Origin of the sequence: Oxalicibacterium sp. (genome assembly GCF_035565035.1) — a bacterium.
Taxonomy (GTDB): domain Bacteria; phylum Pseudomonadota; class Gammaproteobacteria; order Burkholderiales; family Burkholderiaceae_D; genus Oxalicibacterium.
In genome coordinates, this window is sequence record NZ_DATMTD010000066.1 from 13,403 (window position 1) to 35,789 (window position 22,387).

A 22,387-nucleotide genomic window follows, 5' to 3' on the forward strand; every position below is an offset into this window, starting at 1 on the left:
CGGTCGCATGCCGCATTTTTGTTGATTCCGGGAACGCAATCGCTCTTGTCGCAGTCAATCAGCGGTACGGCATTTTGCTGGCGCACAACAATATATGGCAAACTGCGTGCTGCATTCAGGAGCCCTTCTTTGAGCATCATAAAAAATCTGTCTTTCGAATGGCTGGTCGGTATTCGCTACACGCGCGCCGGGCGACGCAGTGGTCGCAACAGCTTTATTTCATTCATCTCGCTGATATCGATGGCGGGAATCGCACTTGGTGTGGCCGCGCTGATTGTCGTGCTGTCGGTGATGAACGGCTTCCAGAAGGAGGTACGCGATCGCATGCTGTCGGTGCTGTCGCACATCGAAATCTTCGAGCCGTCCGGTGCGATGCCTGACTGGCACAAGACCGCGCAGGAAGCCTTCACCAACAAGGAAGTACGCGGCGCGGCGCCTTACGTCGACGCGCAGGCGATGATGACGCGCGACGAAACGTTGCGTGGCGTCGCGGTGCGTGGCGTGCTGCCGGAAGAAGAACCGAAGGTTTCCGATGTGGCGTCGCAGGTGAAGCAAGGCAGCCTGAACGATTTGCGTGCCGGCGAATTCAATATCGTGCTGGGCAGCGAGCTGGCGCGCAGCATGGGCGTGCATCTTGGCGACAAGGTGACGATGATCGCACCGCAAGGACAGGTAACGCCGGCCGGCGTTATTCCACGCCTCAAGCAATTTACGGTGGTCGGCGTCTTCGATTCGGGGCATTTCGAATACGATGCCACGCTGGCTTTCATTCATCTCGATGACGCGATGAAGATGTTCCGTCTCGGCGCACCATCCGGTCTGCGTTTGAAAATCGACGACATGCAGCGTGCGCCGCAGGTGGCTTATGAGCTGTCACGCGTCCTGAGCGGCGATCTGTTGATCCGCGACTGGTCGCAGCAGAATCGCAACTGGTTTGCCGCAGTGCAGACGGAGAAACGGATGATGTTCATCATTCTGACACTGATCATCGCGGTCGCTGCCTTCAATCTGGTTTCCACGCTGGTGATGACGGTAACGGACAAGCAGGCGGATATCGCGATCCTGCGCACGCTTGGGGCGTCGCCAGGTTCGATCATGAAAATCTTCATGATTCAGGGCGCATTGGTCGGTCTCGCCGGCACGGCAATCGGTGTCGGCGGCGGCGTGCTGATCGCCTCGAATATCGACGTCATCGTGCCGTTCATCGAACGTCTGTTGCACGTGCAGTTCCTGCCGAAAGACGTCTACCTGATCAGCGAGTTGCCCTCCGATCTGCGGTGGCCGGATGTCTGGACCATCGGCGGGGTGGCGGTGGTGCTGGCTTTTCTTGCGACGCTGTACCCAAGCTGGTGGGCTGCCCGCGTAAAACCTGCGGAGGCGCTGCGCTATGAGTAACGTACACAATAACGCGAACAATGAAACCGTCCTGTCCTGCCGCGATCTGGCGAAGACCTTCACGCAGGGAAAATATTCCGTCAACGTCCTGAAGGGCGTGAACATCGATATCGTCAAAGGTGAACGCGTGGCGATCGTCGGCGCGTCGGGTTCCGGCAAATCGACGCTGTTGCATTTGCTGGGCGGCCTGGATACGCCAACCGCCGGTTCGGTAATTCTGCAGGACAGGGATTTCGCCAGTCTCGACGAAAAATCGCGCGGTGATTTGCGCAACAGTTCGCTCGGTTTCGTCTATCAGTTCCACCATCTGTTGCCGGAGTTTTCCGCGCTGGATAACGTGGCGATGCCGCTGATGATTCGTCGCGTACTGCGCAGCGAAGCGCAGGAAACGGCGAAAGCGATGCTGGAACGTGTCGGCCTGTCGCATCGTGTCTCGCACGTGCCGGGCGAATTGTCCGGCGGCGAACGCCAGCGCGTGGCCCTGGCGCGTGCGCTGGTGACACAGCCGGCGTGCGTGTTGGCCGATGAGCCGACCGGCAACCTGGATCGGGCGACGGCGCAAAAAACGTTCGATCTGATGCTTGAATTGTCGCGTACGCTTGGCACCGCGTTCATCATCGTCACGCACGATATCGAACTGGCGACGCACTGCGATCGCATTTTGCATTTGACCGATAACGGCTTGTCTCCGCATGCGGGATTGATCCCTGTGGACGCCGGTCTCGACGGGCATTTGTTGTAATCGCGTTGCCGCCGCGCCATGTGGATCGACACGCACTGTCATCTTGACGCGGCGGAATTTTCCGGAGAAACGGACGCCACCGCAGTCGCGGCGCAATGTCTTGGCGTGTCGATGATTGTGATCCCGGCGATTGCGCGCGATAATTTTTCTATCGTCTCCGATCTGGCGCATCGTCATGCCAATTGCACGTATGCGCTGGGGATTCATCCGATCTTTGTCCCGCAGGCGCAGGAAAGCGATCTGTCCGTCCTGCGCGAAACCGTTGCTGCGGCGATGGACGATCCGCGCTTTGTCGCCATCGGCGAAATCGGCCTGGATTTTTTTGTCCCGATGCTGACCACGCCCGAAATGCGCGAACGACAGGAATTTTTCTATTCAGAACAATTGAAGATTGCACGCGATTTCGGCTTGCCGGTCTTGCTGCATGTCCGCAAATCGCAGGATGGCATTCTGAAATATCTTCGTCGCATTCACGTTGCGGGCGGGATCGCGCACGCGTTCAACGGCAGCTTCCAGCAGGCGCAGATGTTCGTCGAGCTCGGTTTCAAGCTCGGCTTTGGCGGTGCAATGACGTTCACGCGTGCGTTGCAGATCAGGCGGTTGGCGACCGAGTTGCCGGTTGAATCGATTGTTCTGGAAACCGACGCGCCTGATATTTCTCCGGCGTGGCTGCATCCGCAACGCAACAGTCCCGAACAATTGCCGCGCATCGGCGAGGTGCTGGCGGAATTGCGTGGCATGTCGATCGAGGATGTGGCGTCGATCACGACAGCGAATGCGCGTGTGGCCATGCCGCGGTTGAACGTGCTTTCCTGACGCGTGCGCAGCGCATTCATCGGCCTGGTTGTCGGTGCCGGCTGGCTGCAAATGCAGGCGGCGTTGCCTGCCTATTCCCATCTTTTCTTTCTGCTTGCCGTCGCCGGTCTTCTGATCATGGCGACGCGCATGGCGTTTTCGCGCCAGGTGCGAATACCCTTGCTTGCTGCGGCGGGCGCGATTTTCGGTTTCGCCTGGGCGGCACTGTTTGCGCAGCATTATCTTGCGCAGGAATTGCCGCGGGAGTGGGAAGGGCGCGACATTACGATTATCGGAACGATCGACAGCTTGCCGGCTTATTTCGAACGCGGTGTGCGCTTCAATTTTGCGGTGGAAAACGTGCTACCTGTCGATGGTGTTGTTCCTTCCATTCCACCGAAGCTGGCGTTGTCATGGTATTCCGCATTTAATCCCGATGAAGTACAGGCGATTGGCGAAATCCGTCCAGGCGAACGCTGGAAATTGACGGTGCGTCTGCGTCGTCCGCACGGCAATGCAAATCCGCATGGTTTCGATTACGAGTTGTGGCTACTGGAGCAGAACGTGCGTGCAACCGGTTATGTGCGGCCTGCGCAAGCCGCGTCCGCCAATGTTCGGCTGGATGATTTTGTCTTCAGTTTCAACAATGTGGTCGAGCGTTGCCGTGGCTGGCTGCGCGATCGTGTGCAGCGGACGCTGGATGGGAAGCCGTATGCAGGTGTGATTGTTGCATTGGTGGTCGGCGACCAGCGTGCGGTCAGTCAGGCTGACTGGACGATATTCAATCGCACGGGGATCGGTCACCTGATTTCGATTTCAGGCTTGCATATAACAATGATCGCAGCCTTGTTTGCCGGATTGACCTTTGCGCTTTGGCGTCGTTCGTTCTTCACGTCGGCGCGTTTGCCATTGATATTGCCTGCGCAAAAGGCGGCGGCGGTTGCCGGGGCGGCAGCTGCGATGATCTACGTGCTGCTGGCAGGTTCGGGAATTCCTGCGCAACGTACTCTGTGCATGCTGACAGTGGTGGCGCTGGCCTTGTGGTTCGGCAGGATCGCGAGCGTGTCGCATGTGTTGTGCCTGGCATTGGGGGCCGTTGTTCTGCTGGATCCGTGGGCGGTAACGGGACAGGGATTCTGGCTGTCGTTCGCTGCGGTTGCGGTGATCCTGTATGCCAGTGTCGGACGCGCCGACGTGCCGGCATATTCCGGCAGGTCCGGCTGGCGCATCGCGCTGGGGACGGCGACGATGACGCAGTATGCGGTCACGATTGGGCTGGTGCCATTGACGATCCTGCTGTTCGGACAAACGTCGCTGGTCAGTCCGATCGCAAATGCGGTGGCGATTCCGCTGATCAGTTTTTTCGTGACACCGCTGGCACTGGCGGGCAGCGTGTTGCCGGCTCCGTTGTCTGACTGGTGTTTATGGCTGGCACATTTTCTGGTGGAACAACTGGCTGTCGGTTTGACCTGGTTGAGCGGTTTTCCATTCACGGTCTGGACGGCGCCGATTCCTGCCTGGTGGATGTTTGCATTGGCAGTAGCGGGAACGTTGTGGATGCTGGCGCCGCGTGGCTGGCCGGCGCGTTATCTCGGCGTCTTCGCATGGTTGCCGCTGGTATTGAACGTGCCGACGCATCCGCGCCCCGGCGAGATGTGGGTGACCGCATTCGATGTCGGTCAGGGAATGGCATTGCTGGTGGAAACCGAACGCCATCGTCTTCTGTATGACACCGGGCCGTCCTATTCGCCGGAGGCTGACGGCGGCAATCGCGTGGTGTTGCCGTATCTGCGTTCGCGTGGCATCTATGCGTTGGACGGTATTGTGGTCACGCATAGCGATACCGATCATGCCGGTGGCGCATTGTCGGTCCTGAAGGAAGTGAAGGCGGCATGGTTGTCATCATCGCTGCCTGCAGAGCATCCGATCATTGCGGCAGCGCCTCTGCACAGACGTTGCGAGGCGGGGCAGGCGTGGGATTGGGATGGTGTGCATTTTGAAATGCTGCATCCGGTTGCCGACAGTTACGAAAATTCAAAGTGGAAGCCGAACGCGCGAAGCTGCACCTTGAAAATCACGGTGGGACAACAGGCGATCCTGTTGCCGGGAGATATCGAAAGTGCGCAGGAGGGAGAACTGGTCGCCGGCAATGCGGACAGCCTGCGTGCCAATGTTCTGCTGGCGCCGCATCACGGCAGCGGCACCTCGTCGTCGCTGCCTTTCCTGCGTGCGGTCGATCCGGAGATTGCATTGTTCCAGGTCGGCTATCGCAACCGCTATCGTCATCCCAAGCAGGAGATATACGATCGTTACGGCGAGCTCGGCATCACGCGTCTGCGCAGCGATGAATCTGGCGCGATCAGCGTGCATTTCGGGCGGGCATTAGAAGTGACTGAGTATCGAAAGGAACGGCCGCGCTACTGGTACGGACGCTGATATTCGCGACGGTAAAACAATCGGGTTGATGCGGCACTTCATGTCATCAACCTTTCATAATCCGGCATTACCATCCCCGCATTCACCGTGGTGCATTCCACGGCTTCCCTCCCGCCGGCACGTGTGGCGCGGTTCATTACGAATTACATGAAACGACAACTCGCAACGTGCTTCTTGGCGTGCGGTCTCAATGTGGCCGGCGCGCAATCTCTAACCAATTTTGCCGATGAGTTTCTGCATGCGCGTGCGGAAGGCGTCTCCACGTTTCTGTTCGATATCGATAACGACAGTTTGTTATTGAACAGGGATGACGGCTTCTATACCAGCGGTGTGCGGCTGGGGCAGACATACACATTGCGTCGTTCCGGTTCGGTGGCAATGATGGGCTGGCGGATCGGACAGGAGCTCTATACGCCTTCGGATATCAAGCTTCTGCCGTCGCAGATTGCGCCCGAAGATCATCCCTACGCAGGTTGGCTGTACGGCGGCATTTTCAAGGAGACGCATGGCATCGACGGCACGCATGCGATATTCGGTCTCGATCTCGGTTGTCTTGGCCCATGCGCAGGTGGCGAGGGATCCCAGAAGGCCTTGCATCGGCTGATCAACCAGCCGGAACCGCGGGGCTGGAGTACGCAGGTCGGGAATGAGTTCGGCGTGGTGCTGCATGCGGATGTTGCCCCTTTGCGCTGGGCTTTGTCGGAGCGAGTCGATTTGACGCCGACTGTCGGTGGACGCTTCGGCAATATTCACACCGATGTCAATGTCGGACTGAAATTGCGTGCCGGCCGCCTGAATCTGTTGCCGGGCGACGCGACGTTGCATGGATTCGTGCGTGTGAACGCGCGTGCCGTGGCATACGACGCGACGCTTCAGGGCGGCTATTTTTCCGATGACGGGCCGCGTACGGTTCAGCCACAACGGCTGGTCGGCGAGGCCGAAGCCGGGGTCGCATGGCAATACGAAAATTACGGCCTGCATGCATCTGTCGTCCGGCGTGGCAATGAAATCCGCGATTTGCCGGAGTCGACGGGCGCACAGAGTTTCGTGCGCCTGCAATTCATCTATACGCCGTGACGTGATATGCGGACGGCGTTGCCGATCGGGCGCTGAAAGGGCGCAATCGTCCGGTGTGATTTTTAATCGCGACGGGACGTTCAAGAATCGGGAGCGTTGCGGTATAATTTGAATTTCCCGCACGTGCCATTCGGCACCAATTGCAATGACCAAGTTTGTATTTGTCACTGGTGGCGTGGTTTCATCCCTTGGTAAAGGGATTGCCGCCGCCTCTCTCGCTGCGATCCTCGAATCGCGCGGCCTCAAAGTCACTCTCCTCAAGCTCGATCCCTACATCAATGTCGATCCCGGCACGATGAGTCCGTTCCAGCATGGTGAAGTGTTTGTCACGGAAGATGGCGCCGAGACCGATCTCGATCTCGGCCACTATGAGCGTTTCATCTCTGCCAAGATGAAAAAGGTGAACAATTTCACCACTGGCCAGATTTACGAATCGGTGATTCGCAAGGAACGCCGCGGCGAGTACCTGGGGAAAACCGTCCAGGTCATCCCGCACATCACGAACGAAATCCAGGATTACATCCACCGTGGCGCAGAAGGTTGCGATGTTGCGCTGGTGGAAATCGGCGGCACCGTCGGCGATATCGAATCGCTGCCGTTCCTCGAGGCCGCACGCCAGTTGAGTCTTCGTGCAGGTCGCAACGCCGCTGCATTCGTGCATCTGACGCTGGTGCCGTACATTGCATCGGCCGGCGAACTGAAAACCAAGCCAACACAACACAGTGTGCAAAAGCTGCGCGAAATCGGTATTTCGCCAGATGCATTGCTGTGCCGTGCCGATCGTCCGATTCCGGATGACGAGCGTGCAAAGATTTCGCTGTTCTCCAACGTGCAGGAAGATGCCGTCATCTCGGTGTGGGATGCGGACACGATTTACAAGATTCCGCAGATGCTGCTGGATCAGGGACTGGATCGCATCGTCTGTGAAAAACTCGGCCTGTCGCCAAAGCCGGCGGATCTGTCGGTGTGGACCAAACTGGTCTACACGCTGGAGAATCCGAAGCACAACGTCACCATCGGCATGGTCGGCAAATATGTCGATCTGACCGAATCGTACAAGTCGCTGACCGAAGCATTGCGCCACGCCGGCATTCACACCGAAAGCCGTGTCAATATCGAATATCTGGACTCCGAGGAAATCGAAGTCAGCGGGCCGCAATGTCTGGCCAAGTACGACGCGATTCTGGTGCCAGGCGGTTTTGGCAAGCGCGGTGTGGAGGGCAAGATCGCTGCGGCGCGCTTTGCACGCGAAAGCGGCATTCCCTATCTCGGCATCTGCCTCGGTATGCAGGTCGCGCTGATTGAATATGCACGCCACATGGCCGGTCTGACCAAGGCCAATTCGACCGAGTTCGATCCTGATACCGAACAGCCGGTCGTTGCGTTGATCAACGAATGGCAGAATCATGACGGCAAGGTCGAACGCCGTGATGCGAATTCCGATCTCGGCGGCACCATGCGTCTGGGCGCACAAACCTGCGCCGTCAAACCGGGTACGCTCGCTGCAGAAATCTACGGCAGCGAAGTGACCGAGCGTCATCGTCACCGTTACGAAGCCAATAACCATTACCTCGGCCGCGTCGAAGATGCCGGTCTCGTGGTGTCGGCACGTACGCCAACCGAATCGCTGTGCGAAATCATGGAACTGCCGCGTACCGGCGACAACGCCCATCCCTGGTATGTCGGTGTGCAGTATCACCCTGAATTCAAGTCAACGCCACGCGACGGCCATCCGTTGTTCATCTCGTTCATCAAGGCGGCGCTGGCGCACAAGGCAGAACAATCGAAGAAGGCCGCCTGACGTTGCGGCAGACTATCCTGCAACGTACCAACGCCAACGCAACGTAACAAGAATTTGCTGATTAGGAGAAATAGATGAGTGCAATTGTTGACATCATTGGCCGCGAAGTAATCGATTCACGCGGTAATCCAACCGTCGAATGCGACGTGCTGCTGGAATCCGGCGTGATGGGTCGTGCCGCCGTGCCTTCGGGCGCATCGACCGGTTCGCGCGAAGCGATCGAGCTGCGTGATGGCGACAAGAGCCGTTATTTCGGCAAGGGCGTTCTGAAAGCCTGCGAAAACATCAATACCGAAATCTCCGAAGCGATCATGGGTCTGGATGCCAATGAACAGGCATTCCTCGATCGCACGCTGATCGACCTCGACGGCACGGAAAACAAGGCACGCCTGGGTGCGAATGCGACGCTGGCTGTCTCGATGGCGGTGGCAAAAGCCGCAGCCGAAGAATCCGGCCTGCCGCTGTATCGCTATTTCGGCGGTTCGGGGGCGATGCAAATGCCGGTACCGATGATGAACGTCATCAACGGCGGTGCGCACGCGAACAACACGCTGGACCTGCAGGAATTCATGATCATTCCGGTCGGTGCACCGAGCTTCCGCGAGGCGATTCGCTACGGCGCAGAAGTGTTCCACACGTTGAAGAAAATCATCAACGACAAAGGTTTCTCGACGGCAGTCGGTGACGAAGGCGGCTTCGCTCCTTCCGTTGAAAATCACGAAGCAGCGATCAAGCTGATCCTGCAGGCGATCGAACAAGCCGGCTACGAGCCGGGTACGCAAATCGCGCTGGGCCTGGATTGCGCGGCGAGCGAATTCTACAAGGACGGCAAATACCAGTTGCACGGTGAAGGCCTGTCGCTCACCAGCAGCGATTTCACCAACCTGCTCGGCACCTGGGTCGACAAATATCCGATCATCTCGATCGAAGACGGCATGGCCGAAAACGACTGGGAAGGCTGGGATACGTTGACTCGCGCACTGGGCAAGAAGGTCCAGCTGGTTGGCGACGATCTGTTCGTCACCAACACCAAGATCCTGCGCGAAGGTATCCAGAAAAACATCGCGAACTCGATCCTGATCAAGATCAACCAGATCGGTACGCTGACCGAAACGTTTGCCGCGATCGAAATGGCAAAACGCGCAGGTTACACCGCCGTCATCTCTCATCGTTCGGGTGAAACCGAAGATTCGACGATTGCCGATATCGCGGTCGGTACCAACGCATTGCAGATCAAGACCGGCTCGATGTCGCGTTCGGATCGCATGGCGAAGTACAACCAGTTGCTGCGCATCGAGGAAGACCTCGGCGACATCGCCAGCTATCCCGGCCGCAACGCGTTCTACAACCTGAAGTAATTTCCATCCCGGCCATGCAGCAGCATGGCCGTTCTGTTTTGGCAGCGGCGACATGCGCCTTATCATCATTTGCCTGACGGCGTTGTTAATCCTGATCCAGTTCCCTTTGTGGCTGGGCAAGGGCGGCTGGCTGCGCGTATGGGATCTGGATCAGCAGGTCGTTGCGGCAGAAAAGAAGAACGATGAACTAAGAGCGCGCAACGCCAAGCTCGCTTCGGAAGTCCAGGATCTGAAAGAGGGTACCGGCGCGGTCGAAGAACGCGCACGCTACGAACTCGGGATGATCAAGGAAAACGAAGTGTTCGTTCAGGTCATCGATCCGAACAAGAAAACCTCTTCCGTTTCAAGTCCGCCTGAAGAAAAGCCGGAACCGGGACAATAAAAAACGCGCCGTCAGAGCGCGTTTTTTTATTTGCAACTGTTCTAGGCAGCAGACGATCAGTGCTTGATCGGTTTAGCCGGAATCAGCGTTTCGACTGCCGATTCCGTCGTGAACAATTGAGCGCAATCGACGCGGTCGAATTCGTAATGCTGGCCGCAGAAGTCACAATTGACTTCCAGCTTGCCCAGTTCCTGCAAGGCCGAATCGATCTCCGGCTGGCCCAGCATTTTCAGCATCGTGCCGACTTTTTCGCGCGTGCAGCTGCAGAGGAATTGCGGATGTCGCGGATCGAAGACACGAATGGTTTCTTCCCAGAACAGGCGACGCATCAGCGTTTCGATATCAGTGGTCAGCAATTCCTCGCGACGCAATGTCGACGCCAGCATGACGGTACGATCCCAGATGGAGAGGTCGTCGGGCGCGCTGGTCGGCGTGGCGGCGATACCGCCTTCGTGCGGCAGCTTTTGCAGCAGGAGGCCGCGTGCGACATGCTCGTCTGCTGCCAGCCACAATTTGGTATCGAGCTGTTCCGAACGCAGCATGTAGTTTTCGATCACGACGGCAACCGATTCGCCATCGAGCGGCACGATGCCCTGATAGGCCTGTTGTCCGGGCATCTTGTCTTTTGGATCGAGCGTGATGACGAAGCGACCGTCGCCGTGCGCGTTGACCAGTTGCGCCAGCGTGGCAGTATCGGCAATGACAGCGTCCTCACGCAGCTTGGCTGTGGCGCGCATGTTGAGATCGGAGTCGCATTCGACCACCAGCAGACGTATCGGGCCGTCGCCGTGGATTTGCATGACGATGACGCCGTTGAATTTGAGGTTGGCGGAAAGCAGTGCCGCAGCCGACAACATCTCGCCCAGAACGACTTTGACGGCTTTCGGATAATCGTGTCGCGTCTGGATCTGTTTCCACGTTTCGGAGACGTCTACCAGTTCGCCGCGGACGGCGGTATTTTCGAACAGGAATTTTTGCAGTGTATCGGTCATGGTCAGGCTATCCGTTTCAGCGTGTTTTTGAAGAGACGTCCGCGTTCCGCGTAACTGTCTGCGATGCGCCGCAAGCGCGTGATATCGTCCTCGGTCAGCGTGCGTGCCACGCGGGCAGGGGCGCCGATGATGAGGGAGTTGTCCGGAAATTCCTTGCCTTCCGTAATCAATGCGCCCGCACCGACCAGACAGTTCCTGCCGATTTTTGCGCCGTTCAGGATGATGGCCTGAATGCCGATCAACGAACCTTCTCCGATCGAACAACCGTGGATCATCGCCTGATGGCCGACGCTGACGTTATCACCCATCGTCAGTGGAAAACCGGGATCGGCGTGCAGTACGGTACCTTCCTGTAGATTGCAGTTGCGGCCGATCGTGATGTCTTCGTTGTCGCCGCGCACGCTGACCTGGAACCATAGACTGGAATCGTCGGCGATCTTCACGCGACCGACGACAGTCGCCGAGTCGGTGACATAGACGGACGGCGCGATGTCCGGAACGTGATCGCCTAATTGGTAGATGGGCATGGCTTCAGTAAAATGATGATTGTGTGCGCGGCAATATGCCTGCAGTTTTGGCGGCTGTGTGATGCAGCCAATGTGCACAAATGGGGCCGAACGGCAGAATTGAAAGACGTTCTGTCGAGGTTTCGATTCTGCGCGGCCAGCCTGGCGAAAACCGCTATTTTACGTTACCCGCATTCCAGATGACTTCTCGTTTTTCCGACCCTGATTTCGACGACCTCCCAGAGTTGCCGGGCGAATTGCGGCAGGCCGCATTGCAATATCTTGGCGAAACCGATCCTGCAAGCAAGGCGACGCAGACGATTGCACTCGCCGCTGCGTGGAAGGTGGGAAGTCTGGTGCTGGATGCCGAGGCTGTTTTGAAGCCGCTGTGTCACTTGCCCGGAAGACCGTCATTGCCTGAATTGATTTCCCCGAAGTTCGTCAGGCATCGCGCGATGAATACGCTGGAAGGCCGCGCGGCGATGATTCATGCGTTGACGCATATCGAATTCAATGCAATCAATCTGGCACTTGACGCCATCTGGCGTTTCACCGGCATGCCGCGCGATTACTATGGGGACTGGCTTCAAGTGGCGGGCGAGGAGGCGCGGCATTTTTCGCTGCTGTCTGCGCATCTGCAGACGCTCGGCTACCGCTATGGCGATTTTCCCGCGCATAACAGCCTGTGGGAAATGGCAGACAAGACGAGGGACGATGTGCTCGCGCGAATGGCGCTGGTACCGCGCACGCTGGAGGCGCGCGGCCTGGATGCTTCACCGTCGACGCGTGCCAAACTGGCGCAAGCCGGCGATCAGGCTGCGGCAGAAATTCTCGACATCATCCTGCGTGACGAAATCGGTCATGTCGCAATCGGCAATCGCTGGTACAACGCGTTATGCGACGAGCGCGGTCTTGATCCTGTCATGACTTATGCGACGCTGGCGCAACAATACAAGGCGCCGACGCTACGCGGACCGTTCAATCTGTCGGCACGACGTGATGCAGGATTCAGCGAGGCCGAATTGCGTGCCTTGGCTGCATCGTCGGAGGGTGGCTGATTCAGGTTTGTTCGTCGATGTCCTTGGTAGTTACATCCTGTTACCCGTCTGCAAGAACTTGTCAAAAATTTCACAGTCTTAATCAAGGTTGGCGATCGTCAACCTTGTACAACTTGAGAGGGAGTTCATCATGAAATTCGGAAAAATGCTTGTTTCTCTGTGCGCCGCCGCTTTTTTGATTGCCGGTTTGGCTGCTTGTGAAAAAAAAGGTCCTGCTGAAACAGCAGGCGAAAAAATCGATCAGACGACCGAAAAAGCGGGCCAGAAAATGGAAGAGCTGGGGAATAACATTCAGCGATCTGCTGACGACGCCAAAAAATAAGAAACTGCGGCATTCGAGGCGCGTCGATGACATGATCATCGACGCGTTTTTCTTTAGGGCGGTCGTATTCATTTGAAGCAGGGAAGACGTATCCGACAGGTAAAATGGCAATTGACCTTTCACTTCGTTGCGCTCACGTCGCAGCATCTGCCAGTACCTTTTCGCATGAAGCCTTCCCGTTCAGAATTCATCACCGTTCGCAATCTGCAGTATCACATCAGACATTGGGGCAGCGACGGTGCGCCAAAATTGTTCATGCTGCACGGCTGGATGGATGTCTCGGCTTCGTTCCAGTTTCTGGTCGATGCGTTGCAGCGCGACTGGCATGTGATCGCACCGGACTGGCGCGGATTCGGCCGGACTGATTTTGCCGAAACCGGTTACTGGCATCCCGATTATCTGGCCGATCTCGAAGCCGTTCTGCAGCATTACTCGCCCCAACAACCGGTGAATTTGCTGGGCCACAGCCTGGGTGCGAACATCGCCGGTATCTATGCCGGTGTGCGACCACAGCGCATTGCCCGGCTGGTTTTGCTGGAGGGCTTCGGCATGCCGGCGACGCGTCCGGATGACGCACCGAAACGTTACGCAACGTGGCTGGACGAATTGCAGAATCCGCCAGGTTTGCGGGCTTACGCGTCGCAGGCAGATGTCGCTATGCGTTTGCAAAAAAACAATCCACGTTTGAACGATGTGCATGCCGTCTTTCTTGCCGGCCACTGGGCAGCACCGGATTGCAGCGGAAACTGGGTTTTGCAAGCCGATCCGCAACATCGATTGACGAATCCGACGCTGTATCGTGTTGAGGAAATCATGGCGTGCTGGCGTGAAATTACCGCTTCCGTACTGTGGGTCGAAGCGAAAAACAGTGAATTGGTGCCGCGTTTCGGGCCACCGGAAATTGCACGAACGGAAATCGATCGACGTATTGCACATATTGCCGATGTCACCATCTTGATGGTGGACGACGCAGGCCATATGGTGCAACACGATCAGCCTGAAACGCTGGCGTGTGCGATAGAGAATTTCCTGGCTTGAATCTTGCGAGAATTTTGCTGTCTTATTGCAGGATAAATTTACTTCACGTTGCAACGGAAACAACTTTGCACGCGTACAATCAATGAGTGCTTTTTCATCGCGTTATCGCGAACCGACCATGCGTAATTTCGATCTTCACAGTCATTCCAATGTATCCGACGGGACGTTGACGCCGACGGCGCTGGCCGAACGCGCCAAGAGCAATGGCGTGGACGTCTGGGCCATGACGGATCATGACGAAATCGGCGGCATCGCCGAGGCGCGGGTAGCCGCTAAGGCACTGGATTTGCCTTACGTGCCAGGCGTCGAGATTTCAATTACCTGGTCCGGTCAGACCGTGCATATCGTCGGGCTGCAGATCGACGAGACCAATCCGATACTGGTCAACGGGCTGGCATCTGTACGTGGTGGACGCGAGCAGCGCGCACGTGAAATGTCTGCACAACTCGAGAAGATAGGCATTCCCGGAGCATTTGAAGGCGCACTGAAATTCGTCGGCAATCCGGATCTGATTTCACGCACTCATTTTGCCCGTTATCTGATCGAATCCGGGGTCTGCAGCAACTTGCAGGATGCCTTTACCCATTACCTCGGTGACGGTGCGCAGGGTTATGTTCCTCATCGCTGGGCCACCTTGCAGAATGCGGTTGAATGGATACGTGCCGCCGATGGTGTCGCCGTGATTGCGCATCCAGGCCGCTACAAATTTACGGAAATGCAGTTCGACGCGCTGTTCAACGAATTCAAGGAACTGGGTGGCGCCGCAATCGAGGTCACCACGGGCAGTCACACGCCCGATCAGTACGATTATTACGCGAAGGTTGCGAACACCTACGGCTTTCTCGCTTCGCGCGGTTCCGACTTCCACGGTCCGGGCGAATCGCGCGTCGAATTGGGCGCATTGCCGCCGCTGCCGTCCGGTGTGCGTCCGGTCTGGCATGACTGGCACATCTGATAATCGCGCTGAGCGTTGAGCGCTGCACGGTATTCGGGTATCGTGCGCACTTGAAATTTTGCGCATAGTCACTATTTAACCATCGCCATTGATCCCCCTTCTGGAGGCTACTGAATGAAACGGATTTTCCTGTTTGTCCTGACGAACATTGCAGTCATCGCGGTGATGTCCGTGGTGTTGTCTCTGCTCGGCGTCGATCGCTTCCTCACGCAGTCCGGACTGAATCTGCCGATGTTGCTGGTGTTCTCGCTGGTCGTCGGCTTTACCGGTTCGATCATTTCGCTGCTGATCAGCAAACCGATGGCCAAGTGGTCGACCGGCGCACGTGTGATCGATGCGCCATCTTCCAGCACGGAGCTATGGCTGGTCGATACCGTGCGCAAGCTGTCGGAACGCGCAGGCATCGCGATGCCTGAAGTGGCTGTCTACGAAGGCGACGCGAATGCATTCGCAACAGGTGCTTTCAAGAACTCCGCGCTGGTCGCCGTCTCGACCGGTCTGTTGCAGAGCATGAACAAGGAAGAGGTCGAAGCTGTTCTGGCGCACGAAGTGGCTCACGTTGCCAATGGCGACATGGTGACGATGACACTGGTGCAGGGTGTGGTGAATACCTTTGTCGTGTTCCTGTCGCGTGTGGCGGGCTATTTCATCGACCGTGCGATTTCGCGTAACAACAATAGCGAAGGTCACGGTATCGGTTACATGGTGACGGTGATGGTGTGTCAGGTTGTGTTCGGCATTGCGGCGTCGATCATCGTTGCATGGTTTTCGCGTCATCGCGAATTTCGTGCCGATGCCGGCGCCGCCAAGCTGCTGGGAACGCCGCAGCCGATGATGAATGCGCTGGCACGTCTGGGCGGTATCGAGCCAACCGCCTTGCCGGAAAACCTGAAGGCATTTGGCATCAACGATCGTGCAGGTTTCATGGCGCTGTTTTCGAGCCATCCGCCGATCGAAGATCGTATTGCCGCATTGCGCAACATTCGATAATTTTTGAATCAGAGTAAAGGGCGGCGACGGCCAGACGGTCGTCGCCGTTATTGTTTTTATGAGCCAGTTTTTTCAAATACATCCAGATAATCCGCAGCCGCGCCTGATCGTGCAGGCGGCGCAGATCGTGCGCAGCGGCGGCATCGTCGCGCTGCCCACCGATTCCTGCTACGCACTGGTTTGCCATCTGGACGACAAGGACGCCGTGACGCGCTTGCGCCGCATTCGCAACGTGGATGACAAACATCATTTGACGCTGCTTTGCCGCGACCTGAGCGAAATCGCCCAGTATGCAAAGGTGGACAATCAGCAATATCGCATGCTGAAGGCCGCCACGCCCGGACCGTACACATTCATTCTCGAAGCAACAAAAGAGGTGCCACGTCGCCTTAGTCATCCGTCGCGCAAGACGATCGGATTGCGCGTGCCGGAGAATCGCATTGCACACGCATTGCTGGAAGAGCTGGCGCAACCGTTGCTGGGCACGACACTCATTCTGCCTGGCGACGAAGAGCCATTGACCGATCCGGAAGAAGTGCGCGATCGCTTGACCAAACTGGTCGATCTGGTCGTTGACGGCGGTGCCTGCAGTCTGCAGCCGACGACCGTGATCGATATGACCGACGCCGAACCCGTGTTGCGTCGTCAGGGACGCGGCGATGCGACGTTGTTCGGACTCTGACCACATCTGCATGGTGTCCTGCCCGGGATGGATGCGGGCGCGGACATCACGGCGTCCGGCTGCATTACTGAGCTGAATCGGCCCCTCTGATAAAATCCTGCCAATGAATGATCTGATCCAAACCTTTTCCGTTTATGCATTACCGATCGTGTTTGCGATCACCTTGCATGAAGCCGCCCACGCCTACGCAGCCAAGTATTTCGGCGACACGACGGCTTATGCGCAAGGTCGCATGAGTCTGAATCCGATCAAGCACATCGATCCGATCGGCACCTTGCTGATTCCGATCGTGCTGTATTTTGTCGGGAGCCCATTCCTGTTCGGCTATGCAAAGCCGGTACCGGTCAATTTCGGCAACCTGCGCAATCAGAAAAAACAGATGGCGTTTGTCGCGCTGGCCGGTCCGATGGCCAATCTCGTGATGGCACTCGGCTGGCTGCTGCTGGCGATCACGTTGCGTGCCTTCGGCATGACGGAAGAATTTTTCATGCGCATGGCGCAGGCTGGCGTTCTCACGAATCTGGTGATCTTTGCGTTCAACCTGTTCCCGGTCCCGCCGCTGGACGGCGGACGCATCATGACCAGTTTGTTGCCGGCTCGTTATGCGTACAAATTTGCGCAGCTGGAACCTTACGGCTTTTTCATCGTGCTGGGCCTGGTGGCCCTGAATGTATTGCATTACTGGATGACACCGGTGATGACGATTGCCGGTCTGGGTTTGCAACTGCTGGTTTCTCCTCTTTCCTTCTTACTGAATTGATCTATGTCTACTGATCGTGTTGTTTCCGGTATGCGCCCGACGGGCGCGATGCACCTCGGCCACTATCACGGTGCGCTGAAGAACTGGGTCAAAATGCAATCCGAAGCGCCATGCCTGTTTTTCGTTGCGGACTGGCACGCGCTGACCACGCATTACGATGATCCAAGCATTATCGAAAGCAGCACATGGGAAATGCTGATCGACTGGCTGGCAGCCGGCATTGATCCGAACAAGGCGAGCCTGTTCATCCAGTCGCAGGTCCCCGAACATGCGGAACTGCATCTGTTGCTGTCGATGGTGACGCCGCTGGGCTGGCTGGAACGCGTGCCGACCTACAAGGATCAGCAGGAAAAACTTGCAGATCGCGATCTGGCCACCTATGGTTTTCTCGGCTATCCATTGCTGCAGGCGGCTGACGTGCTGATCTACCGCGCAGGACAGGTGCCGGTCGGTGCCGATCAGGTTCCACACATCGAAATGATGCGGGAAATCGCACGCCGCTTTAACCATATCTATGGCAAGGAAAAAGGCTTCGAGCAAAAGGTTGCCGATGCGCTAAAAAAACTGAGTGGCAAGCAGGCGAAGCAGTACAACGAATTGCGTACTGCCTATCAGGAGCAGGGGAATGCCGAAGCGTTGGCGCAGGCGAAGGCGGTGCTTGATAGCGCGCAAAGCATCAGCGCGATCGATCGCGAACGCTTGCTGGGATATCTCGCAGGTACGCGCCGTCAGATCCTGATCGAACCGCAGGCAAGGTTGACCGAAGCATCGCGGATGCCGGGACTCGACGGACAGAAGATGTCGAAAAGCTACGGCAATTCGATCACGCTGCGTGAAGACAAGGAAGCCTTGACGAAGAAGATTCGCACGATGCCGACCGATCCGGCACGTATTCGCCGCACCGATCCGGGCGACCCGGAAAAATGCCCGGTCTGGCAGTTGCACCTTGTTTATTCGGACGAGACGACCAAGGATTGGGTCGTTAAAGGCTGCAAATCGGCTGGTATCGGTTGCATCGAGTGCAAGCAACCGGTGATCGATGCCGTGTTGAGAGAACAGGAACCGATGCGGGAACGTGCGCAAAAATACGTGGACGATCCCTCACTGGTGCGTGCCATCGTGGCGGACGGCCGTGACAAGGCGCGTGCGCTGGCGCAGGAAACGATGCGCGAAGTGCGCGAGGCAATGGGATTAAGTTACAACTGATGGTCGAGCTTGCGAAAAAGCCCGATCAACATGAAGCAATGGGCTTGCCTTCCGCCTGGGTGGCACGTTTTGCCGGGTTGATTCCGGCAGGCGAGGCGCTGGATCTGGCGTGCGGAGCAGGGCGCCACAGTCGGCTGCTGGCAGCGCAAGGCCGCTCGGTGCTGGCAGTCGATCGTAGCGAGGACATGCTGGCGCTGGCTGCCGGTGATGGCGTCCGGTCAATGTGTATCGATCTGGAAACCGGCGATTCCGCACAATCTTGGCCTTTCGAAACGAACCGTTTTGCCGGTATTGTTGTCACGAATTACCTGCATCGCCCGTTATGGCCATTCTTGGTCGACTGCCTGGCAGAAAACGGGGTGCTGATTTACGAAACATTCGCCCGCGGCAACGAACAGTTCGGCAAGCCGTCAAATCCTGATTTTCTGCTGGCGCGTGGCGAGTTGCTGGATGTGGCGCGTGAATACGGCTTGCAAGTCGTGGCGTATGAAGACGGCTATGTTGCCGTTCCTAAACCGGCAATGGTGCAGCGAATCTGCATGATCAAGCCGGGCAAGGACGCGCCGGCAAAAATTTTTGCATTGAATTGATTGTCAAATTCAGGCAAGAGCGCGCCATCCTGACGGCGATCCGCTACAATCCAATATTCTCCAATTTTTCGCTCAAACTATCATGATTCAGGGCAGCATTGTCGCAATCGTTACTCCCATGCATGCGGACGGTTCTCTCGATTTTCCGGGGCTTCGCAAGCTGATCGACTGGCACATCGCCGAAGGCACGGATGGCATCGTCATTGTCGGCACGACCGGCGAATCGCCAACGGTCTCGGTCGAGGAACACGAAGAACTGATTCGTGTCGCGGTTGAGCATACGGCAAAGCGCATTCCTGTCATCGCGGGCACCGGAGGCAATTCCACTTCCGAGGCGATCGAACTCACGCAGTATGCGAAAGACGTCGGCGCCGATGCGTCGCTGCTCGTTGTGCCTTACTACAATCGCCCGACGCAGGAAGGCATGTACCAGCACTTCAAGACCATAGTCGAGGCCGTCGATCTGCCGGCAATCTTGTACAACGTACCGGGCCGTACCGTGGCGGACATGTCGAATGAAACGATTCTGCGCCTGGCCCAAGTGCCTGGTGTGATCGGCGTGAAGGACGCGACCGGCAACATCGGCCGTGGCTGCGATCTGTTGCGTCAGGTTCCGAAAGGTTTCGCCGTTTATTCCGGAGATGACCCGACTGCAATGGCACTGATGTTCTGTGGCGCCAAGGGCAATATTTCCGTCACTGCCAATATCGCACCACGCGGCATGCATGAGCTATGTGATGCGGCGATGAACGGCCGCACGGCAGAAGCAATCGCCATCAACAACAAGTTGTTCCCGTTACATAACAAGCTGTTCATCGAACCGAATCCCGTGCCGCTGAAATGGGCGATGGCGGAAATCGGCTTGATTCCATCCGGCATGCGTCTGCCTATCGTGCCGCTGGCAAAGGAATATCACGACACCGTGCGTGCCGCGATGCGCGAATCGGGTGTATTACAATAACCGGCGCAATAAGCTCGATCGACGTTTGTCGGCGTAGTTACTGTACTCACAGCATTTATCTTATTACCTCGGAAGATTTCTTACATGGCTCAACGCAGTTTCGCACAACGTGGATTGATCTACGTGCTTGCGCTTACCGGCCTGGCCGGATGCAGTTCCATCAATTCAGTACTGGAACCTGATCGCATCGACTACAAGAGCGAGGTGAAGAAGACGCCAACGCTGGAAGTGCCGCCGGACCTCACACAACTCCAGAGAGACAATCGCTATGCGTTGCCGGATACGGCGCGTGGTACGGCGACTGCTTCTGCATATAACAACATGCAATCGAGCGTGCGTTCCGGCGATCAGCCGGCTGTTGCGGTCGCGCCGAACAAGCTGGCGAACATCCATGTCGAACGCGATGGTTCGCAGCGCTGGCTGGTGGTCGATCAGTCGCCTGAAGTGCTGTGGCCTCAGATCAAGGATTTCTGGCAGGAAAATGGGTTCCTGCTCAACATCGATTCGCCCCAAACCGGTGTGATGGAAACCGACTGGGCAGAAAATCGCGCGAAGATTCCTCAGGACTTCCTGCGCGAAACCATCGGCAAGATTTTCGATTCGCTGTATTCGACCGGCGAACGCGACAAGTTCCGTACCCGTTTGGAGCGCGGTGCGAACGGCACGACCGAAATCTACATCAGTCACCGTGGTGCCGAAGAAGAGCTGACCGGCAGCGACAAGGACCAGACGGTATGGACCGTGCGTCCTTCGGATCCGGGACTGGAAGCCGAATTCCTGTCGCGCCTGATGGTTCATCTTGGTGTCGAGGAGAAGCGTGCGAAGGTTGCAACCACCAACGTTGTCAATCAGGCCCCGCGTTCGAAGTTGACCAAGGGCGTGCAAGGCACATACGTTCAGGTTGATGAAGGATTCGACCGCGCATGGCGTCGTGTCGGCTTGGCGCTGGATCGCGTAGGCTTTACTGTCGAAGATCGCGATCGTTCGCAAGGTTTGTATTTTGTACGTTACGTCGATCAGGATGGCGATGCGCAAACGACAGAGAAGAAAGGCTTCCTGTCCAATCTGTTCTCGTTCGGTTCTTCCAAAGCGGACAAGGACAAGAAAGCCGCTCGTTATCGCATTGCCGTCAAAGGCTCGGCTGACTCCAGTCAGATTTCCGTTCTGAACAACGACGGCAAGGTCGAAGCGTCCAAAACCGGCGAGAAGATCCTGACGCTGTTGAACGAACAGCTGAAATAGCATTGCAACGATGCATGCGGCTGACGAGGTGCGCAAATGAAATTTGCCAGCCTTGGCAGCGGCAGTGAAGGAAACGCCTTACTCATCTCCACCCGGTCCGGCCTGACATGTACGACTGTCATGCTGGATTGCGGCTTTGCCGTTCGTGAAACCGAGCGACGCCTTGCACGCCTGCAACTGACGCCGGCAGATATTTCCGGAATCGTTGTGACTCACGAACACCAGGACCATGTTGGCGGTGTCTTCAAATTCGCGCGTCGCCATCGCGTTCCTGTATGGCTGACGTTCGGGACTTTTCAGGCGGTGCAAAGCCATTGCGACGGGGTTGATCTGCATTTCTGTCGCGACGGAGAATGTCTGCAGATAGGTGATCTGGAGATGTCTCCCTATACCGTCCCGCACGATGCGCGTGAACCGGTGCAATACGTTGCCGACAGCGGCGTAGCGAAGCTGGGAGTATTGACGGATGCAGGGCATGCTACGCCATACATGATCACGGCTCTGGGAGGCTGCGACGCGCTGATGCTGGAATGCAATCATGATCGGCAAATGTTGCGTGACTCGCATTATCCTGAATCGCTGAAACGCCGTATCGGCGGCGACTACGGTCATTTGTCTAACGAGGCTGCTGCAGAAATTCTTGCCGCAATGGACAAGTCCCGTCTCAAACGCGTTGTCGGCGCGCATTTAAGCCTGAAAAACAATACTCCCGAGCTCGCACTTGCCGCACTTGCCTCGGTCATACAGGACGGTATCGATGTAACGACGGCTTGTCAGGAAGAAGGTTTCGGTTGGCTGGATGTTGCCGGGGTGAGTTGAAAAGGATATTGCAGACGTAAAAAAGCCGACCATCAGGTCGGCTTTTTTTATTCAGACAAGCTGAATTATTTTGCTGGCGCTTCTGCTGGAGCTGCTGCTGGTGCATCAGCTGGAGCTGCAGGTGCAGCTGCGTCAGCAGCTGGTGCTGCTGGAGCTTCTGCTGCTGGAGCTGGTGCTGCTGGTGCTTCAGCTGCTGGAGCTGCTGCAGGAGCTTCGGTTGCTGCTGGGGTTGCAGGTGCCTCTTCTTTTTTGCTGCAAGCGGTCAGGGCGATAGCCAACA

The 22,387-nt window shown here is 57.0% G+C and carries 23 protein-coding genes; 21 read left to right on the forward strand and 2 right to left on the reverse strand.

Annotated features, from left to right (window positions below):
• Positions 1 to 129 precede the first annotated feature (129 nt).
• The 8 genes from VN114_RS06255 (at position 130) to ftsB (ending at position 9,986) form a co-directional block, all read left to right on the forward strand.
• The gene (locus VN114_RS06255; protein WP_325513084.1) at positions 130 to 1,395 is read left to right on the forward strand and encodes a lipoprotein-releasing ABC transporter permease subunit; all 1,266 of its coding nucleotides are present in this window, start codon (positions 130 to 132) and stop codon (positions 1,393 to 1,395) included.
• Positions 1,388 to 2,137: a lipoprotein-releasing ABC transporter ATP-binding protein LolD gene (gene lolD / locus VN114_RS06260; RefSeq protein ID WP_325513086.1), complete on the forward strand. Its 750-nt coding sequence runs from the start codon at positions 1,388 to 1,390 to the stop codon at positions 2,135 to 2,137. Before VN114_RS06255 ends, lolD begins: the two co-directional genes overlap by 8 nt.
• A gap of 18 nt (positions 2,138 to 2,155) precedes the next feature.
• Positions 2,156 to 2,953, forward strand: a complete 798-nt coding sequence (locus VN114_RS06265) for a TatD family hydrolase (protein ID WP_325513088.1) — start codon at positions 2,156 to 2,158, stop codon at positions 2,951 to 2,953.
• A gap of 3 nt (positions 2,954 to 2,956) precedes the next feature.
• On the forward strand, positions 2,957 to 5,368 hold the full coding sequence (locus VN114_RS06270; RefSeq protein WP_325513090.1) for a DNA internalization-related competence protein ComEC/Rec2: 2,412 nt from the start codon (positions 2,957 to 2,959) through the stop codon (positions 5,366 to 5,368).
• A 147-nt stretch (positions 5,369 to 5,515) separates the two neighbouring features.
• Entirely contained in the window at positions 5,516 to 6,445 is a 930-nt protein-coding gene (locus tag VN114_RS06275) for a lipid A deacylase LpxR family protein (protein WP_325513092.1), read from the forward strand.
• Positions 6,446 to 6,590: 145 nt separating this feature from the next.
• Entirely contained in the window at positions 6,591 to 8,246 is a 1,656-nt protein-coding gene (locus tag VN114_RS06280; protein WP_325513094.1) for a CTP synthase, read from the forward strand.
• A 74-nt stretch (positions 8,247 to 8,320) separates the two neighbouring features.
• The gene (gene eno / locus VN114_RS06285; RefSeq protein WP_325513096.1) at positions 8,321 to 9,604 is read left to right on the forward strand and encodes a phosphopyruvate hydratase; all 1,284 of its coding nucleotides are present in this window, start codon (positions 8,321 to 8,323) and stop codon (positions 9,602 to 9,604) included.
• A 52-nt stretch (positions 9,605 to 9,656) separates the two neighbouring features.
• Positions 9,657 to 9,986, forward strand: coding sequence for a cell division protein FtsB (ftsB, locus tag VN114_RS06290; RefSeq protein ID WP_325513098.1), 330 nt, complete (start codon positions 9,657 to 9,659; stop codon positions 9,984 to 9,986).
• 56 nt (positions 9,987 to 10,042) lie between these two features.
• Here ftsB and hslO read toward each other — a convergent pair whose 3' ends face one another.
• Together hslO and VN114_RS06300 are read right to left on the reverse strand one after the other, a co-directional pair.
• Positions 10,043 to 10,978, reverse strand: coding sequence for an Hsp33 family molecular chaperone HslO (gene hslO, locus VN114_RS06295; protein ID WP_325513100.1), 936 nt, complete (start codon positions 10,976 to 10,978; stop codon positions 10,043 to 10,045).
• A gap of 2 nt (positions 10,979 to 10,980) precedes the next feature.
• On the reverse strand, positions 10,981 to 11,505 hold the full coding sequence (locus VN114_RS06300; RefSeq protein ID WP_325513101.1) for a gamma carbonic anhydrase family protein: 525 nt from the start codon (positions 11,503 to 11,505) through the stop codon (positions 10,981 to 10,983).
• 179 nt (positions 11,506 to 11,684) lie between these two features.
• Here VN114_RS06300 and VN114_RS06305 point away from each other — a divergent pair, with 179 nt between their 5' ends.
• The 13 genes from VN114_RS06305 (at position 11,685) to VN114_RS06365 (ending at position 22,381) form a co-directional block, all read left to right on the forward strand.
• A complete protein-coding gene (locus VN114_RS06305) occupies positions 11,685 to 12,542 on the forward strand; it encodes a ferritin-like domain-containing protein (protein WP_325513102.1) in 858 nt (285 codons plus the stop codon).
• A 130-nt stretch (positions 12,543 to 12,672) separates the two neighbouring features.
• Positions 12,673 to 12,864 carry a hypothetical protein gene (locus VN114_RS06310; RefSeq protein ID WP_325513104.1) on the forward strand — a complete coding sequence of 64 codons (192 nt, stop codon included), beginning with the start codon at positions 12,673 to 12,675 and terminating at the stop codon, positions 12,862 to 12,864.
• 165 nt (positions 12,865 to 13,029) lie between these two features.
• Positions 13,030 to 13,902, forward strand: coding sequence for an alpha/beta hydrolase (locus tag VN114_RS06315; RefSeq protein ID WP_325513106.1), 873 nt, complete (start codon positions 13,030 to 13,032; stop codon positions 13,900 to 13,902).
• A 118-nt stretch (positions 13,903 to 14,020) separates the two neighbouring features.
• Entirely contained in the window at positions 14,021 to 14,857 is an 837-nt protein-coding gene (locus tag VN114_RS06320) for a 3',5'-nucleoside bisphosphate phosphatase (protein ID WP_325513126.1), read from the forward strand.
• Between the two features lie 114 nt (positions 14,858 to 14,971).
• A complete protein-coding gene (gene htpX / locus VN114_RS06325; RefSeq protein ID WP_325513108.1) occupies positions 14,972 to 15,847 on the forward strand; it encodes a protease HtpX in 876 nt (291 codons plus the stop codon).
• Positions 15,848 to 15,905: 58 nt separating this feature from the next.
• Entirely contained in the window at positions 15,906 to 16,529 is a 624-nt protein-coding gene (locus tag VN114_RS06330; protein WP_325513110.1) for an L-threonylcarbamoyladenylate synthase, read from the forward strand.
• 103 nt (positions 16,530 to 16,632) lie between these two features.
• Entirely contained in the window at positions 16,633 to 17,289 is a 657-nt protein-coding gene (locus VN114_RS06335) for a site-2 protease family protein (RefSeq protein ID WP_325513112.1), read from the forward strand.
• 3 nt (positions 17,290 to 17,292) lie between these two features.
• Positions 17,293 to 18,495 (forward strand): tryptophan--tRNA ligase, encoded by a 1,203-nt coding sequence (locus VN114_RS06340; protein WP_325513114.1) that lies wholly within the window; start codon positions 17,293 to 17,295, stop codon positions 18,493 to 18,495.
• A 38-nt stretch (positions 18,496 to 18,533) separates the two neighbouring features.
• The gene (locus VN114_RS06345) at positions 18,534 to 19,085 is read left to right on the forward strand and encodes a class I SAM-dependent methyltransferase (protein WP_325513116.1); all 552 of its coding nucleotides are present in this window, start codon (positions 18,534 to 18,536) and stop codon (positions 19,083 to 19,085) included.
• Between the two features lie 82 nt (positions 19,086 to 19,167).
• Positions 19,168 to 20,046, forward strand: a complete 879-nt coding sequence (gene dapA / locus VN114_RS06350) for a 4-hydroxy-tetrahydrodipicolinate synthase (protein WP_325513118.1) — start codon at positions 19,168 to 19,170, stop codon at positions 20,044 to 20,046.
• An 84-nt stretch (positions 20,047 to 20,130) separates the two neighbouring features.
• Positions 20,131 to 21,288: an outer membrane protein assembly factor BamC gene (gene bamC, locus VN114_RS06355; RefSeq protein WP_325513120.1), complete on the forward strand. Its 1,158-nt coding sequence runs from the start codon at positions 20,131 to 20,133 to the stop codon at positions 21,286 to 21,288.
• 36 nt (positions 21,289 to 21,324) lie between these two features.
• Complete coding sequence (locus VN114_RS06360; protein ID WP_325513122.1) at positions 21,325 to 22,107, forward strand: MBL fold metallo-hydrolase; 783 nt, start codon at positions 21,325 to 21,327, stop codon at positions 22,105 to 22,107.
• Between the two features lie 70 nt (positions 22,108 to 22,177).
• Complete coding sequence (locus VN114_RS06365; protein WP_325513124.1) at positions 22,178 to 22,381, forward strand: hypothetical protein; 204 nt, start codon at positions 22,178 to 22,180, stop codon at positions 22,379 to 22,381.
• The last annotated feature ends 6 nt before the right edge of the window (positions 22,382 to 22,387 follow it).